A 16821-nucleotide genomic window follows, 5' to 3' on the forward strand; every position below is an offset into this window, starting at 1 on the left:
CCACGGCGTTGGTCGAGCGGATCGTTCAGGCCATAAAAAAACGCGGGACGCCGAAGCGTCCCGCGTTTGCGAGGGGGTGATGGTTGCGACTACGATCAGAACTTCGTGCTCAGCGACACGAGGAAGCTGCGCGGATCGCCGAAGGCGCCGAAGCTGCCTTCGCGGTATTCCTTGTCGAAGATGTTCTTCACGTTGACCTGCGCCTGCACATCGCGGCCGCTGAACTTGAAGCGGTACTGCACCATGGCGTCCACCGTGGTGTACGCGGGCATCTTGGCCGTCAGGTTCTGGTCGGCAACGAACACGACGGACGAACTGTCGCGGAGACCGCCGCCGAACGACCAGCCGTTCAACGCGCCGGAGCGGACATCGTATTTGGTCCAGATGGACAGCACATCCTTCGGGAACGCGGCGAGGGGCAGGCCGACGCGCGCGGGCGTGGTCGACTTGACGGTCTCGGCCTTGGTCGCGTGCGAGTAGCCGAACATGATCTGCCAGTTGGCCATCGGATTGTAGGACAGGTCGACTTCGATGCCCTGGGATTCCTCGGCGTCGCCGTAGATGAACCACGGCTGACGGCCGGTCGAAACTTCACGCGCGCTGTCGCGGGAGGAAAGATCCTCGCGTTTGACGCCGTAGAACGAAACGGAACCGGCGAGGCTGCCATTGAGGAGCGAAGACTTGAGACCGATGTCGTAGCCCTTGCCCGTCACCGGATCGAGGCCGCGGCCGTCGGCGTCGGCGCCGAGCTGCGGCTCGAGCGACTCGGAGTACATCGCGAAGCCGGAGAGCGTCGGCGTGAACTTGAAGAGCGCGCCGTAGAGCGGCGTGGTGGCCTTGGCCTTCGGCGTGGCACCCTCGGGGTTGCCGACGCTGCGCTCGTAGTAGCTGTTGCGCGTGTATTCGTTGCGGCGGCCGCCGACGATGGTCCGGAGGCGACCGCCGAGGAATTCGGACTGCACGCCGACGTAGTAGCCGATCAGCTTCTCCGCGCGGCGGCGCATGATGTTCCACGTCTCGGGGCTGGCGGCGCGCTCCTGGGCGGCGTTGCGCAGCGGCTGCGTGCGGGGATTCCACACCGCGAAGGCACCGTAGCGTCCATCCTGGAAGCGGCCGGCGGTGTCGTACCAGCCCGGCGTGTCCTGATAGACGCGCTGCGATTCCTGGCCGAACGAGATCGTGTGGTTCGTGTCACCGAGCGCGAGGCGGTAGGTGAACTTGTTGTCGAAATTATACGAGTCGCGGTAGTTCGCGAAATTGCCGAAGCGGAAACGCACGGTGCCATCGGCGAACGGCTCCTGATCGCCGCCGATCGAGCGCAGGATCTCGAAGTCGTCGATCGCGAAGTTGAACTGCAGCTGGTACACGAGGCTCGAGCCGATCTTCTGCGTGTACTCGAGGTCCGCCGTGTAGGATTCATAAAACGAATACGTCTCCCTGCCCATCGTGACCTTGCGGCCGTACGGATCGTCGCCGCCGAAGACCGGGGCGAAGATGTCGAAGGTCGGCGTGCTCGCGAGACCGTTGGCGTTGAGCCAGGCGCGGGCGCCGAGGCCGCTGGCGATGGCGGCGGGGTTGCCATAGTAACGCGAGTTGGTGCGCAGCACGGCCGCGGATTCGCGGTCCTGGTTCACGCGGCGCACGGTCTCGAGATCGAGCGAGAGGAGACCGTCCTTGAACACCTTCCAGCTGACCGAGCCGCCGAGGTAGTGCTCCTTCTTGAAGTCGTCGTTGCGCCAGCCGCCGGAATCGATCGCGCCGACGCCGATGCGGGCCGCCACGGCCTCGCCACCGTAGTTGTAGTTGAGCTCGCCCTTCTTGAAGTCCCAGCTGCCGAAGGTCACGCGGGCGTCGCCGCCCTGGGATTTGAAGCTCGGCTTCTTCGTGATGTAGTTCACCACGCCGCCCGGACGGACGAGACCGAAGAAGATCGAGGATGAGCCCTTGATGACCTCGATGCGATCCATGCCCCAGGTCGAATACAGCTGACGCCGGTACTGGCCGTTGCGGTAGGATTGGAGACCCGAGAAGCCGCGAATGTTGATGTAGGACTCGTAGTTCGGGTTGGTGATGACGCCCGGGACGTAGCGCAGGACCTCGCTCTGGAGGCTGCCACCGACGTCAGCCACGAATTCGCCCGTGAGGACGTTGATCGTGACGGGGACGTCGAGGATGTTGGCACCGAAGCCCGTGGCGGTGATGGCGCTCTGGGCGCGGTAACCGGAGGCACGTTCGGCGGAGACGTTAAACTCCGAGAGCTTGATGGTCTCGTCGGAGGCGGCGGTCTTCGGCTGGGCGAAGACAAGGCTGGCGGGAAGCGTAAGCAGCGTGGCAAGAGCCACGATGCGTCGCGGCATCGGTGTGGTGTTCATGAGGGGTTGGTTGGTAACGAGGCTCTGGTGGGAATGAGCCAATCGTTGGCACGACCATGACGACGGAGAAGCCGGGGGCGAATTTTTCCGAATAAAACAGTTAACTTCGCTGAATCTTGGTTTGGGAATCGGGTGCTCGCCGGTGGTCGGCGAGCCATCCCCATTCATGGCCCAAACCTCGATTCGCAGTCTCGCCCACCAACTAGGCCTCTCAGCGGCGACAGTGTCGCTCGCGTTGCGCGACAGCCCGCGCGTGGTACCGGAGACGAAACGTCGGGTGCAGCAGGCGGCGGGCGTGGCCGGTTACCAGCCGAATCCGCTGGTGCGTTCGGTGATGGCGGCGGTGCGGCGATCGTCGCACGACAGCTTTCAGGGCGCGCTGATCGCGGTGAATCACACCGACGACGATAAACCGGTCCTGAACGCGTACCATCGGGAGGTGTTCGTGGGCGCGGAACGCCGGGCGCGCGAATTGGGTTACAGCATGGAGCTGTGCTGGGTGGGCCCGCGGCAGCTCTCGTTCGCGCGGCTCAACGCGATCCTGCAGGCGCGCAGCGTGCAGGGCGTCGTGGTGCTGCCGTTTGCCGACCGGCGGGACTTTTCCGCCCTCAACTGGGCGCCGCTGGCGTCGGTCGTCATGGATTACTGCCTGAGCGCACCCGCGCTGCACACCGTGCTGCCGGATCATCACCTCTCGCTGTTTCGCGGGCTCGAGCGGCTGGTGGCGGCGGGTTATGCGCGGCCCGGGCTGGTCCTCACGGGTGATCGCGATGAGCGACTCATGCACCGGTGGTCGGCGGCGTTTGGCAGTTTCTGTCGGAGCCAGCCGATGACCCGGGAAGTGCCCGTGCTTCTCCGCCCGGCGGTGACGCGCGAGGAGTTTCTCGGCTGGTTCCAGCTGCACCGTCCCGATGTCGTGATTGGTCATATCCAGGAGAGGATTGCGCGCTGGCTGGGCGAGGCCGGAGTCGGGATTCCGCGCGACGTGGGATTTCTGCAGTTGAACTGGACGGAGCGCACCGCTCCCTGCGCCGCGCTGGACTTGCAGCCGGCGTTTCTCGGCGCGGCGGCGGTGGAGTCGGTGGTGGCTCAGTTACAGCGCAACGAGCATGGCGTCCCGATCAATCCCAAGACGATTGCACTCGCCGCCCGGTGGGTGGACGGACCGACGCTCCGCGCGACGGTGTTGGCGGGGCGGTAGGGCCTCGTTAGTCCGGCCTCGACAACCCGGCTGACGGTTGTTCTCGTCGACCTCGTTCGCATGAGCCTCCGTTCCGTCATGATTGCCGCCATTATTATGATTCTTCCCGAATCAGGGCGGCGGCGCGTGACTGCATAACTCAACGATTCCAGTCACTCTTTCCACCGAAGCCCTGAGCACCCGCTCAGGGCTTTTTGTTTGTCCAAATTCGTCGCTCCGCCTCCCGCCCATGAATTCCGCCCTTCATTCACTCCTCCGTCGCCTCGGTGGCGCGGGCCCGGCCCTGAGCCTGGCTGACGTCGTCGCGGCCCGTCGCCGGCTGGCCCACGGCGTCCGTCTCACGCCTTGCGTGCCCGCGCCCGCGTTGTCGGACCTCACCTGCCGGCGGATCTGGCTGAAACGCGACGACCTGCAACGCACCGGGTCGTTCAAGGAGCGCGGTGCGCGCCACGCGTTGCTCTGCCTCGATGCCAGTGCCCGCGCGCGCGGTGTCGTGGCGGCCTCGGCGGGCAACCACGCCCTCGGCCTCGCGTATCACGGCGCGCAGCTGGGCGTGGCGGTCACGGTCGTCATGCCCGTCACGGCGCCCGCGGTGAAGATCGCGCGGTGTCGCAGCCTGGGAGCCGACGTCGTGCTGGAGGGCAGTGGATTCGAGGCGGCGCAGCGTCATGCGGAAACCTTGGCGGCGACCACGGGGGCGACGCTGGTACATCCGTTCGACGATCTCCGGGTCATCGCCGGCCAGGGCACGATGGCCTTGGAGATCCTCGAGCAGGCGCCGGAGCTCGACACGATTGTCGTCCCGGTCGGCGGCGGCGGTTTGCTCGCGGGCGTGATCACGGTCGTAAAGGCGTTGCGCCCCGACGTGCGCGTGGTCGCGGTGGAGCCGGAGGCTGCGACCGGATTTCGGGCGGCGTGGCGTCACGGCGCGCCGATCGTGGAGCCGCCGGGCCGCACGCTCGCGGATGGACTGGCGGTCGCGCGGGTGGGGACGAAGGCGTTTGCGCTGGCGGCGGCGCGGGTCGACGACGTCGTAACGGTGACCGAGTCCGAACTCGGCGCCGCGCTGGCGTTGCTCGCGCGCACGTGTGGTGCGGTGGTCGAGGGCGCGGGTGCCGCCGCCTTGGCCGCGGTGCTGGCGGGAAAAGTGGCCGGCCGCGCCTGCGTTCTGCCCATCGGGGGGCGCAACATCGACGCGTCCGTGCACGCCGCCGTCCTTACGGCGCATCCGGAACGGATCCAGCCGGTGCAGGCGCGGCCAGCGGCGGCGACGCTGGCCCACGCGGCGTGACCATGCGGCTCGACCTTCGTGTGCGCGCTGTCACAGTCGATGCCGTCCGCCCCATGAAAACGACCCCTTCGACCCGCCGCACGTTTCTCAAGTCCGGTTTCGCCGGCATCATCGCCGCTGGAGCGGCCCCGCAGTTTCTCCCGGCGCGGCTCTTCGGCGCGCAGGCGCCCTCCAACAAAGTCACACTCGGCTGCATCGGCCTCGGAGCGCACGGCTTCGCGGTGAATTTGAAACAGTTCCTGCAGGAGGACGATTGTCGCATCGTCGCGGTGTGCGATGTGTTCGGCAGCCGGCGCACGCGTGCGATCAAGGCGGTGAACGAAAAATACGGCGACACCGGTTGCGCCGAGATCGCCGACTTCCGCGCGCTGCTCGCGCGGCCCGACATCGATGTCGCGGTGATTTCCACGCCGGATCACTGGCATGTGACGATGGCGCAGATGGCGATGGCCGCCGGCAAGAAAGTCTTCTGCGAAAAACCCACGTTGACGATCGCGGAGGGGCGCGAGCTCGCCGACACGGTGGCGAAGCGCGGGGCGATGTTTGCCACCGGACTCGAGGACCGGTCCGTCATTCAGTATTACAAACTCGCCGAGGTCGTGCGCAACGGCGGCATCGGCAAGCTGCAACGCATCAAGGTGGGGTTGCCGACGAAACCGGTCGTGCCGCGCGAGGAGCCTGCGCCGGTGCCGGCGGATTTGAATTACGATCTGTGGCTCGGGCCGGCGCCGTTCCGCCCGTACACGCCGACGCTCACCGATGCACAGGTGTGGCGGCAGATCCGCGATTTCTCCGGCGGGTCGCTCACCGACTGGGGCGCGCATCTGATCGACACGGCGCAGGTCGCGAACTTCTCCGAAAACTCCAGTCCGGTCGCCGTCACGGGCAAGGGCAACATCCCGCCCAACGTGATGAATTCCGTCCCGCACACCTACGAGATCACCTACACCTACGCCAACGGCGTCGTGCTCGAGGTGAGTTCGAGCGAGCCGTCCATTCGGCTTGAAGGCACCGATGGCTGGGTCGGCAACAAGGGCTGGCTGGGCCGGCTCGAGGGCAGCAACATGGATGTCTACCGCAAAACTTACGAGGCGGGGACAAACAAGCTCGGGAAGATGCGCCCGCGCGAGCACCGCGATTTTTTGGACTGCCTCAAGAACGGCCAGCCGCCGATGTACACCGCCGAGGCTCTGCACCGTTTGAGCACGACGCTGCATCTTGGGGCGATCGCGATGGAGCTGGGCCGGCCGTTGAAGTGGGATCCGAAGGCGGAACAATTCGACGACGCCCAAGCCAACGCGCTCCGCCAGCGGCCGTCGCGCCACGATTGGAAGCGCGGCGACAAGAGTTGAGCACGTGGAGGTTTGAGCTGGACCGCAATCGCCCCCGGTCGCATCCGCCGGAAGCGACCGGGGGCGGTCGCGGTCCCAGGCGGTCATGATGCCAATCAACGGGATCGAAGTGACTTAAGCGCGACGCACTTTTCTTGGAAACCGAATGCGGGCTGCCGCGTTGAGGGATGCGAACCGACAATTCCATTCACCATGAAAACCACTGCTCTCGCTTCGTGTGTCTCGAAATTAGCGCTCGCCCTGCTGGGGCTGGCCACGGTCGCCGCGGCGCCGCTCCACGCGCGGGGTCGGAACGTCGCCGGCAACGGTCCGAAAGGCGGCACGTACCAGCGCGAGATCGAGCGTTCCGCGGGCACCGTCACCAAGAACGCGACCGCCACCAACGCCGCCGGTCAAACCGTGACGCGCAACCAAACCCGCACTGTCGATCGCGCCGAGGGCACGGTCACCGGCTCAGCCACGACCACCCTGCCCGGCGGCAAAACGGCCACGAGCACGGTGCAGAGTGAGAAAACCGAGACCGGTCGGACCACGACTGCTCAGGCCACTGGCCCCAACGGCGGCACCGCGACCTACGAGTCGACGTCGACGCGCACGGAAACCGGCTTCACTCGCGAAGCCGTGGCCGCCGGCCCGAAGGGCGGCTCGGCCACCAAGGACGTGACCGTTTCGAAGGAGGCCGGTGTGATCAAGCGCACCGTCGCAGGTACGAAGACGCCCCCGAAGCCGTGAGGAGAAGTGGCGTGATTATACCAATCGCTCTTTGCCTTTGGACTTTAGCCGTGGCTACGAGCGCCAGCGAGTGGTCGTTCGGCCACTCGCTGGCGCTCGTAGCCACGATCGATCCAGAAGTCCAAAAGCAAGGAGCGATTGGTATTATAGGCGCGGTCTGGCGCAGGAGCGCAGGCGTCCCGCCTGTCAGCGGATACCTCGGGGAAGCAGGCCGGAGGCCTGCGCTCCCGGGGGCTTGCGACGCCCTCACCCCGCCCGCGCTGCTTTGGTTCGCGTTTTGCTCTCCTTCAGCCCGGATCGATCGCAACGATTGAAAGCGGATTCCGACAATGCCGCGGAGTGCAGCCACGCAACGGATGGCGTCCCGAGTGCTTCGGATGTTATGGCCGACCCCGACGTGGATCTCGCAGCCCGGGCGCAGGCCGGCGATCGCGGGGCGATGGCGGCGCTCGTCGAGCGGCATCAGGCGGCGATTGCGCGCTTGCTGTGGCGCTTTGTCCGCACGCAGGCCGACCTCGATGACCTCGTGCAGGACACCTTTTTGCGCATGGTGCGCGGTTTGCCGGCGTGGCGGCCGCACCAGCCGTTCGGCCACTGGCTGCTCCGCATCGCGACAAACGCGGGGCGCGATTATTTCCGTCGTCAGGCCGTCCGGCGTCGCTGGATGGCGGATACGCCCGGCTCCGCGGCGGGCGCACCCGCGCCGGAGGCGATCGATCCTGGTGAAAACCCCGCGGCCCGCGCGGCCGCCAACGAGGTCAAGGCGATGCTCGCCGAGCTGGCGCCGGACGATCGCACGCTCCTCACGCTGCATCATCTCGAAGGGTGGCCGCTGGCGCAGGTGGCGGCGCAGTTCGGCTGGACGCTCACCGCCACAAAGCTGCGGGCCTGGCGCGCGCGGCGGCAGTTGCGCGCGCTGCTGCAATCAAAGGATTTCACATGAACACACCTGGCTCCAATCCCGATCCCGGCTCGCGCTGGGATAAATTGCTCAACACGGCGCGGGCCGATGCCGCTCCGCCGGTCGATGTCGCGGCGTTGCAACGCGCGGTGCGGAACGCGGACCTGCCGGCGCGCGCCACTTGGGTCGATGAATTCGTCGCGCTCTTTGCGTCGCGTCGGGCGCTGCCGGCATTTGCCGCAGCGACCCTCATCGTGGCCACGTTGACGACGTGGGAGATGGTCGACCTTTGGGCGGTGCTCCCTTGGGCGCAGCTGCTGGCGTCGACGGGAGGTGCGCCATGAATGGGCCGCGCTGGCGGGGTTGGATCGCGGGCGGCGTCATCTTCGTTTTTGGCGTGGCGATTGGCGCCGGCGTGGTCACGTGGACCGGCCAGCGCGTGATTCGCCAGGCGCTGCAGAATCCACCCGGAGAGATCATGCTCGCGGATCGGGCCGCCACGCGGATCGGCACGGAACTCCAGGCATCGTTGCGCTTGTCGCCGGAGGAGGCGGCCCGCGTGCAGGGCATCCTCGATCAGTCGGCGCGAAATCTGAAGGCGCTGCGCGTCAGCGTCGCCGGCCAGGCAGCGGCGGAACTGCGCGGCGCCGTGGGCCGGATTGCCGCCGAACTGCCACCAGGCAAACGCGTGGAGCTTTATCGCGTCCTCGGCCGCCGGTACGAGCGACTCGGGCTGACGCCGCCGCGCGCGAATGCGGCACCGTGAGAGGTGGACGCGAACGGTGTGCGGGCGGGGTGTTCCCGCTACGTCCGCACCTCAACCCGGGCACGCCTTACTTCTTCACCACGACCACGCCCTTCATGCCAATCTGGCAGTGGGCGGGGAAACTGCAGAGAAACGGATAACTGCCGGGCGCGGTGGGCGCGGTGAAAGTGACTTCACCGGTTTCGTTGGGTCCGAGCAGTTTCACGGCGGCGAGGACCTTGTCCTTCATCTTCGCGGGAATGTAACCGTTGGCGGCTTCGGGCGCGGCGGCGGCGGCAAATGCGTTCACGTCGGTGCCCGCGGCGAGCAGGACCCAGTTGTGGCCCATGACTTCCTTCGGCAGGGTCGTGGCGTTGGTCATGACGATCTTGATCGTCTCACCAGGTGCCACCGGGATGCTGGCGAGGTCGAACTTCATCGCGTTGCCCACGCCGGCCTGGATTTTAATCACGCGCGGCGCGGCGGCGGTGTCGGCGGCAGTAAGCGACGCACCGCCGGAAAACACCGCGGCGGCGAGGACGAGCGAGGCAAGGAATGTGGACTTCATGGTGAGGAAAGGGTGGCTGGGAGCTGGGCGTTGAGGGTTGAGAGCTGAGAGTTGAGAGAGGAAGGGAGGACTGATCTGGCGCCGAGTACGTTCGGAAGTCCGTGAGCGAACCCTGAACTCTCAGCTCTCAACCCTCAACTCCTGCGTCCTCAGAGCTTGATCTGAAACATGACGCCGTACCAGTTGACCTTGTAGTCGTGCGGGCCGCCGTCGAGCTGGATGGAGGTCGGCAGGGCGGCGGCACCGTTGTTGCCGAGGACGACCGGCGTGCCTTCGAGGTTCTGGTAGTGCCAGTCCCGAATGGTCTCTTTCTGGTAACGATAGATGAGACGCGCGGAGAGGCGATCGGTGAAGGGGAAGCGCAGGCTGGCATCCAGGTAGTTCACGTCGGTCGCCAAATCCGGCATCCGGTTCCGGGCGAGGGCGGCGTTCGCCGCGTTGAGCGCGCCGCCGACGGTGTACGCGTAGTTAATCCGCGTGCGGCCGGTCGAGTACGTGTAGTCGACGTTGAGGCTGGCCTTGCCGATGTCCTGCTTGATGCCGGCACCGATCAGATGGTTGTGGTCCGTGCTGTCCGCGGTCCAGTCGTTCAGCGCCGGGAAAACCGGTCCGCCCGTCGCCGACCCAATCGCAATCGCGTTGGCCGCCGTGATGGTGCCGAGCGCGGTGGCGGCGCCGATGGTGACGTTGCCATTGCCGCTGGCGACCGAGGCCTGATGGTTGCGGCCGAGCTGATACGAATAGAAGCCGTAGATCGTCTGGCGCGGCGACGGCTGGTAATTCAGGTCGAGGTTGGCCGAGCGCTGGCTCTGGCCCGTCAGTCCGTAGGTGGAATGAGGATACTCCGCCTCCCGGCCCTGCAGCGAGATGCCGGCGTCCAGGTTGGGTCGCACCATGGTGTCCAGCCGAAGGTTCACGACGTGTTGATCGCGGTCCGCGACATCGAGGGAGCGGAAGCCGCTGTTCGTGCGGACGGCCCAGCTGGTGACGTTGGTGCCGGCCGTGGTCGGAATCGGGAAGATGGCGGGACTGAAATATTCGTCGTAGGTGGACGACGTGTAGTCGTCACCGCGGCGCTTGGCGTATTCGTACGAGAGGCGCAGGCTGGAATTCCACAGGCCGCGGTTCACGTAGCCGACTTTGATTTTGTCCTCCCAAGTCCGATCGCGTTCGCGGTGCTCGCGCTTGACCGTGTCGCGCTCGTACGCGGCGTTGAGATTCGACACCTTGTTCAGACGGTAGTCGGCGCTCGGGCCAAACTTGAACTGCTTGCTGCCGTACGGCGTGCTCTTGATCGCGACGTTGCCCGCCGGCGTGGCGTTGGTGCCGAGCAGAATCGACTGGCCGCTGCCGTCGTTCAGCGGCCGGCCCCACACGCCCGTGACGCCGTCCAGCGTCAGTCCGCGCGTTTGGTTGCCCGCGGTGGTGGCGTCGGCATCGAGGTAAACCGCATTCGGATTCACCGCGAGAAACGGATCGGTGCTGTTGTCGGTCTCGTAGTAACGGGCCTTCGCCTTCACGTTCAGCGCCGCAGTGGGATTCGCCGAGAAGGTCAGATCCGCCAGCCGCGTGTCGACGCGGGCGTCGGTGCTCTTGCGGCTCAACGAGCCCACGGTGTCCCAGGCGCCGCCGGGGAGAAGTGTCACGTTCGCCTGCGTGACATTCGGGGTGACGGCGTACGGAATCAGGTTGTCGTCCTGCCGCCACGTGCCGGCGGAAACGACGGCGGTGAGGTAGCTCTTGTGGAAGTCCGGCATCGAGCGCGTGTACTCGGCACGGATGTTGTAGGAGTCGTTGCTCGGATAGAGATCGAACCGGCCCTGCGTGTAGGCGCCCGCGGCCGGCACCGTCGTCACGCCCGCGGCCGGCGTGATGCGATAGGGTTCCTGGAACGTGAGTGTATCGAGGTTGTTTTTGAAACGGGACGCGGAGAGGCGAAGATTGAACGCGTTCAGGCCGTCGGCGTGCATGACGCCGGCGTGGATATCCTGCGTGTCGTAGTCGACGGGCTCGGCGATCTCGATCGGCGCGGTGCCACCGTTGTTGCCCCAGACGGCGGCGAAGGGCCGCGCCCCGGTGCGTTTTTCGAGCGCGTAGCTCACGTAACCCTTCCACGTCTTGGTCAGGTTGGCGTCGATGCGCACGCCGCTCCGTTTGCGCGTGAGGCTCAGCATGGTGTTCGCGTTGGCGGCCGCCGCGGCGGCGACGCTGGCGTTGTCGTTGGGAATCGAAGCGGTGCCGCCGGGGGTGAGGCCGGGGAGCAGCGTAAGGACGTCGGTCCCGATCCCGGTCCACAAGGTCTTGTAGCGATCGGTGAAGACGTGGGGCGTCTCGCTGAAATAGACCTTCACCTTCCAGTCGTTGTAGCGCCCGAACTGCAGGCCGTAGTATTGATCGTGCCGGCCGGCGCCGCCGCCCGAGAGCTCCACCATGTAGCCGCCTTCCGGCTTCTTCATCTGGAGGTTGAAATTGTTAACGTAGGCGCCGTTGTCGATGTCCTGATACATCGTGAACTGGGCGTTGCGCTCGTCGGCGTCGCCGCCGATCACGCCGACTTCGATCTGACCGGAGTATTCCCAGCCGCTGGCCGTTTTCTTGATGTCTTCCAGCTTCGGCACGGCGAACGGCAGCTTGTACATCTGGCCGGTGGGCGAGTGCTTGGCGGTGGCCCAATCCGGATCCTGCGCGCGCGATTTGGACGGCGCGGGATTCATGGCGTTGCCAAGGACGGTGCCGACTCCGACCGCCGAGTCGGCGAGCGGCGCGGCGGAAGCCAGCGGAACCAGGGTCGCGCCGAGGCACGAGGCCAGGGTGCGAAGAGGGAAACGCGAGGAGGTCTTCATGGTTGGCGTCTCGCTGAAGGATTGGGGAGATGATCCGCGCGGGGTGGGGAGAAGGGCGGGCTGGTTCATCGTTGGAACCGGGCGCCCGCCGGATGATTGCTGCCGTGAATCTGGGAGTGGCAGTTCTGGCACGAGCGCCCGAGGATGCGGGAACTCACCGCGGCACCGCCGCCGACGGATTGACCGGCGTTGTACAGCGCGGTCTGGTGGCCGGGATTGCCGTGGCACTGCTGACACGAGAACGGACGCGCGACGGTCAGGAGCTTGTCGTGGTTCGAGCCGTGGGCGTTGTGACAGTTCAGGCAGCTTTCACGCACCGGGGCGTGCTCCCACAGGAACGGGCCGCGTTTCTCGGCGTGGCAGTTGTAGCAGACTTCGTTGACCGAATCGGCCTTGAGGGCGGTGCGGGTCGTCGAGCCGTGCGGGTTGTGGCAATCCACGCAGGTCATCTTGCCTTCCGGCAGCGGCATGTGGGAACGCTTCGCAAACTCCGCGCGCTGCTGCTGGTGGCAGGTGTAGCAGGTTTCGTTGATGCTCGGCTTCTTCAGCAGGCCGCTGTCCGAGAGTCGCGCCATCGGGTTGTGGCAGTCGCTGCACCCGAGATTGTTGGTGGCGTGGGCGGAGCTCGACCAGAACATCGCCTGGCCGCCCTGATGGCAGGTGAGACACATGCTGTTCTGCTTTTCCACCGGTGTGCCCCATTCGCGGGTGAAGCCCACGAGCGCGCCGCGATTGGCGGGGTTGGCGGGATCCTTGAGGTGATTCGAGCCCGGGCCGTGACAAGCTTCGCACGAGTGCTTCTGCGCCTCGTTCTTCGGGTTGAGCCGGAACACCGCCGCGTGCGTGGTGTGGATGAACTGATTGTTCTGCGTCGTGTGACAGGCGATGCACACCGCCTCGCCGACGTAGACCGCGCCGCCGTGGTCGACGGTGGCGGGAGCGGCGGGCGCGGGCTTGGCGCCGATCAGGTACGCGACCGTGCTCGCGTAGAGCATGCCAGCAACCACGCCGACCCGCTTGATCGAGAACCGGCTCGAATGTTTCATGAACGTCTCATCCTCTTTTTTGGTGTTGCAGACAGAAAACTGGACCGAAGGTGGGGCGGCGTGACGCAGCGGGGCTTATTCGAACGCGCGCTGCCGCGCCGCGGAAAAGCCGACTGAAATGGACATGACTGTAGCGAGCATACGTCACGTCCACCATCCGTCTCCCGGTCGATTCGACGCGAAATCAAAACGGTAACAGGGCTGTTACCAAGGGGGCGGACTGAAGTTGAGATCTGAGATCTGAGATCTGAAACGCGCCCCTATCCCAGCTCACCGAGACAATCAATCGGACCTCACGGCCTGCTGGCACGGGGCGAATCGAGTCAGTCGCGCCTCACTTTCTGGATACCGTTCCAGCCGTGATCGCGCTCTCAACCCTGAACCCTCAACTCTCAACTTCTTCCCCCTCCCCATCACTTCTTCCCGAACCACGAGTAGAACGCGACGGCGAAGCCGACGAAGACCACGAACGCGCGAATGTAGTCGGGTTTCATGCGGCGGGCGACGCGGGCGCCGGCGTAGCCGCCGATCGTGCCCGCGAGTCCCATCACGAGCGCGTATTTCCAGACGATCGCGCCGGAGAGCGCGAAGATCACGAGCGTGATCGCGTTCATCGCGGCCGCGAGAATGCTCTTCACCGCATTCATCTGGTGGATGTCGGGAATGCCCATGAACGCGAGCGAGCTCAGCATGAGGATCCCGATGCCGGCGCCGAAATAGCCGCCGTAGATGCCGACCAGCAGCTGAAAGAAAACAATGACCGCGACGGTCTTCGGCGTGGGCTTGTCGTGCGGATGCGTGCCGAGGTAGCGCGCGATCGGCCGCTGTACGAGCAGCAGAATCGACGCGCCAATCAGCAGCCAGGGCACCGCACTCGCGAAAATGCGTTCGGGCAGTCGTGTCACAAGCAGCGACCCGATGAGCCCGCCGATGAGACTCGGCGGCAGCAGGCGCACGAGATGCGGCCGGCAGAGCGCGAGCTCCTTCCGGTAGCCAAAGCCGGAGGCGAGCGAGCCGGGAAAAAGTGCAAACGTGCTCGTGGCGTTGGCCCCGACCGGACTCAGCACCGCGAGCAGGCTGGGAAACGTCAGGAGCGTGCCGCCGCCCGCGACGGAGTTGACCGCTCCCGCGGCGACCGCCGAGGCGCAAAGCAAAATCCAACTCCAGAAAGGATCGTTCATGAGCGCAGCACGCGTACCAGAGCCGCGGACGTTCGGCACCTAAGAAAATCCCGGTGGTCGGCGACCGACTGACCGCGCTCGCCCGCAAACTGAAACTCCTGCGGCTGTCGCTGAGGCCAGCCGATTCGCTGGTGAGCCGCGAAGGGTCGTGCACGCGCTGGTCCACGTCCGTTCCGCCGAAGTAGAATTCGTAGTCGTATCTGCCGGGCCGTGTGCTTGAACTTTTAGCCGCGCGCCCGCGCGAACGGTTTTCACCCCACTGCCCATGATTCGCTTCCTTTTTCTGTTGGTTGTCATTGCCGGTTGGACCAGCGCGCGTCTCGTCGCGCAGACGGATCCCGCTGGTGTGCGTCGGACGACCGACGTCATCTACGCCAAGCACGATGGCGTGGCTTTGACGATGGACGTCCTGCAACCCGCGCAGCCGAACGGCGCCGGCATCATCCGGGTCGTGAGCGGCGGCTGGCGCTCGAGTCATCGCAGCCTCGGCGGCGGGCCGTGGCCACAAGCTGGATACACGACGTTCGTCGTCGTGCACGGCACGCAGCCGCGGTTCAACGTCGAAGAGATCGGCCAGGATCTCCTGCGCGCGGTCCGCTTCATCCGCGCGAACGCGGCGAAGTACGGCGTCGATCCGGAGAAGCTCGGCATCACCGGCGGCAGTGCCGGCGGCCACCTGAGCCTGATGGTCGGCACGCGCGGCGGTCCGGGAAATCCGAAGGCCGCGGATCCGATCGATCGCGTCAGCAGCGCGGTGCAGGCGGTGGCGTGTTATTATCCGCCGACGGATTTCATGAACTGGTCCGGTGACGACGACGTGGCGGTCGGCGTGGGTGGCCTCTCGTGGCTCGCCGCTGCCTTCGGGCCCGACGCTGTGACGCCCGCCGGCCGCGCGCGGCTCGGGCATTCGATCTCGCCGATCACCGGCGTGCACGCGCAGCAGCCGCCGATTTTCATCGTGCATGGCGATGCGGATACGGTCGTGCCGCTGGCGCAGGCGGAGCGGTTTTTCCGTCGGTCGAAGGAAGCAGGCGCGCGCATCGAATTGCGCGTGCGGCAGGGCGCCGGCCACGGCGGCTGGACCGAGATGCGCGAGGATGACGCCCGCATGGTGGAATGGTTCGATCAGCACCTGCTCGGCCGTCGACCGGCGCAGCCGTTTGCGTATGCGTCGGCCACGCTGCCGAGCACCACGCCGAAGCGGGCCGAGCCGACGCCGCCGAACATCGTTGTGATCTACGCCGACGATCTGGGTTACGGTGATCTCGGGTGCTACGGTTCACCGACGATCCGCACGCCGCATCTCGACCGGTTGGCGGCCGAAGGGATGCGTTTCACTGATTTCTATTCGGCTGCCGAAGTGTGCACGCCGTCGCGGGCCGCCTTGCTGACCGGTCGTTATCCGCCTCGGAGCGGCATGGCGGGTGCGCGGCGCGTGTTGTTTCCCAATTCCGCCGGCGGCTTGCCTGCGAGCGAGGTCACCCTGGCCGAGGCGTTGAAGCCGCGTGGCTACGCGACGGCGCACATCGGCAAGTGGCACCTCGGCATCCACGCGGGCTCGCGGCCCAACGACCAGGGCTTCGATCTCAGCTTCGGTCTGCCGTATTCAAACGACATGGACGCCCGGCCGGATCTGCCGCGTGGATCCGCCATGTCCGCCACCCCGCCGGCCGATGGTTGGAACGTCGCGCTGCTGCGCAATGGCGAGGTCGTCGAGCGCCCCGTGGATCAAAGCGCCCTCACGGCCCGCTACACGGCCGAGGCGGTGAAGTTCATCCAGGAGAATCGCGCGCGACCGTTCTTCCTCTACTTCGCGCACACGTTTCCGCATGTGCCGTTGTTCGCGTCGCCGGCGTTTCGCGGCCGGAGCCGCGGCGGCATCTACGGCGATACCGTCGAGGAACTTGACGCCAGCGTCGGTGAAGTCGTGGCGGCGTTGAAGGCTGCCGGCGTGGCGGAGCGGACGCTGGTGATTTTCAGTTCCGACAACGGGCCGTGGCTGACGCAGAAAACGCAGGGCGGCAGCGCCGGACTGTTGCGTGAAGGGAAGGGCAGCACGTGGGAGGGCGGCATGCGCGTGCCGGGCATCGTGTGGATGCCGGGCAAGATCGGTCCGGCGGTGACGTCGCAGCCGGCGAGCACGCTCGATATTTTCTCCACTGCGCTCGCGCTCGCCGGGGCGCCGCGGCCGGCGGATCGCGTGCTCGACGGGCGGGATCTGGCGCCGGTGCTGTTCCGGCAGCAAACGTTGCCGCCGCAGCCGTTCATCTATTATCGCGGTGAGACGCTCATGGCGGTGCGCCTGCGCGAATGGAAACTCCACTTTCACACGCAGGCCGGCTACGGCGAGCCCGCGGCCAAGGCGCACGAGCCGCCGCTGCTTTTCGATCTCGGCCGCGATCCCGGGGAACGTTTCGACGTCGCCGCCGATCATCCGGAGATCGTGGCGGAGTTGAAAGCCGCCGCCGCCGCGCACACGGCGACGATGGCGATGGCGCCGACGCAATTAAAGTGAAGACGAGGACCGGGGTGAGTTGGGTAGGTTGGGACCGCGACCGCCCCCGGTCGCATTCCGGGCAGCGACCGGGG

At 66.2% G+C, this 16821-nt stretch carries 13 protein-coding genes; 8 read left to right on the forward strand and 5 right to left on the reverse strand.

Going from position 1 to position 16821, the window contains the following annotated elements; genetic code table 11:
• Positions 1 to 95 precede the first annotated feature (95 nt).
• Positions 96 to 2372 (reverse strand): TonB-dependent siderophore receptor, encoded by a 2277-nt coding sequence (locus ACLJEU_RS00610; RefSeq protein WP_414662569.1) that lies wholly within the window; start codon positions 2370 to 2372, stop codon positions 96 to 98.
• Positions 2373 to 2538: 166 nt separating this feature from the next.
• On the opposite strand from ACLJEU_RS00610, the gene ACLJEU_RS00615 reads away from it, so the two are divergent.
• From ACLJEU_RS00615 to ACLJEU_RS00645, 7 genes are all read left to right on the forward strand, one after another.
• Entirely contained in the window at positions 2539 to 3573 is a 1035-nt protein-coding gene (locus tag ACLJEU_RS00615) for a substrate-binding domain-containing protein (RefSeq protein WP_414662570.1), read from the forward strand.
• Between the two features lie 229 nt (positions 3574 to 3802).
• The gene (locus ACLJEU_RS00620) at positions 3803 to 4864 is read left to right on the forward strand and encodes a threonine ammonia-lyase (RefSeq protein WP_414662571.1); all 1062 of its coding nucleotides are present in this window, start codon (positions 3803 to 3805) and stop codon (positions 4862 to 4864) included.
• Between the two features lie 53 nt (positions 4865 to 4917).
• Positions 4918 to 6216, forward strand: coding sequence for a Gfo/Idh/MocA family protein (locus ACLJEU_RS00625; RefSeq protein ID WP_414662572.1), 1299 nt, complete (start codon positions 4918 to 4920; stop codon positions 6214 to 6216).
• Between the two features lie 192 nt (positions 6217 to 6408).
• Complete coding sequence (locus tag ACLJEU_RS00630; RefSeq protein WP_414662573.1) at positions 6409 to 6948, forward strand: hypothetical protein; 540 nt, start codon at positions 6409 to 6411, stop codon at positions 6946 to 6948.
• Positions 6949 to 7330: 382 nt separating this feature from the next.
• Positions 7331 to 7891 (forward strand): RNA polymerase sigma factor, encoded by a 561-nt coding sequence (locus tag ACLJEU_RS00635; protein WP_414662574.1) that lies wholly within the window; start codon positions 7331 to 7333, stop codon positions 7889 to 7891.
• Positions 7888 to 8193 (forward strand): hypothetical protein, encoded by a 306-nt coding sequence (locus ACLJEU_RS00640; protein ID WP_414662575.1) that lies wholly within the window; start codon positions 7888 to 7890, stop codon positions 8191 to 8193. The genes ACLJEU_RS00635 and ACLJEU_RS00640 overlap by 4 nt, the downstream gene beginning before the upstream one ends.
• On the forward strand, positions 8190 to 8615 hold the full coding sequence (locus tag ACLJEU_RS00645; RefSeq protein WP_414662576.1) for a hypothetical protein: 426 nt from the start codon (positions 8190 to 8192) through the stop codon (positions 8613 to 8615). The genes ACLJEU_RS00640 and ACLJEU_RS00645 overlap by 4 nt, the downstream gene beginning before the upstream one ends.
• Positions 8616 to 8682: 67 nt before the next feature.
• Here the strand turns inward: ACLJEU_RS00645 and ACLJEU_RS00650 are convergent, their stop codons facing one another.
• The 4 genes from ACLJEU_RS00650 to ACLJEU_RS00665 form a co-directional block, all read right to left on the reverse strand.
• A complete protein-coding gene (locus ACLJEU_RS00650) occupies positions 8683 to 9162 on the reverse strand; it encodes a plastocyanin/azurin family copper-binding protein (RefSeq protein ID WP_414662577.1) in 480 nt (159 codons plus the stop codon).
• A 149-nt stretch (positions 9163 to 9311) separates the two neighbouring features.
• Positions 9312 to 12005 (reverse strand): MtrB/PioB family outer membrane beta-barrel protein, encoded by a 2694-nt coding sequence (locus ACLJEU_RS00655; RefSeq protein WP_414662578.1) that lies wholly within the window; start codon positions 12003 to 12005, stop codon positions 9312 to 9314.
• Positions 12006 to 12070: 65 nt separating this feature from the next.
• On the reverse strand, positions 12071 to 13051 hold the full coding sequence (locus ACLJEU_RS00660) for a DmsE family decaheme c-type cytochrome (protein ID WP_414662579.1): 981 nt from the start codon (positions 13049 to 13051) through the stop codon (positions 12071 to 12073).
• A 413-nt stretch (positions 13052 to 13464) separates the two neighbouring features.
• A complete protein-coding gene (locus ACLJEU_RS00665; RefSeq protein WP_414662580.1) occupies positions 13465 to 14232 on the reverse strand; it encodes a sulfite exporter TauE/SafE family protein in 768 nt (255 codons plus the stop codon).
• A gap of 265 nt (positions 14233 to 14497) precedes the next feature.
• Here ACLJEU_RS00665 and ACLJEU_RS00670 point away from each other — a divergent pair, with 265 nt between their 5' ends.
• Entirely contained in the window at positions 14498 to 16747 is a 2250-nt protein-coding gene (locus ACLJEU_RS00670; protein WP_414662581.1) for a sulfatase-like hydrolase/transferase, read from the forward strand.
• The last annotated feature ends 74 nt before the right edge of the window (positions 16748 to 16821 follow it).

Source organism: Terrisphaera buseokensis (genome assembly GCF_047521145.2).
GTDB lineage: Bacteria > Verrucomicrobiota > Verrucomicrobiia > Opitutales > Opitutaceae > ER46.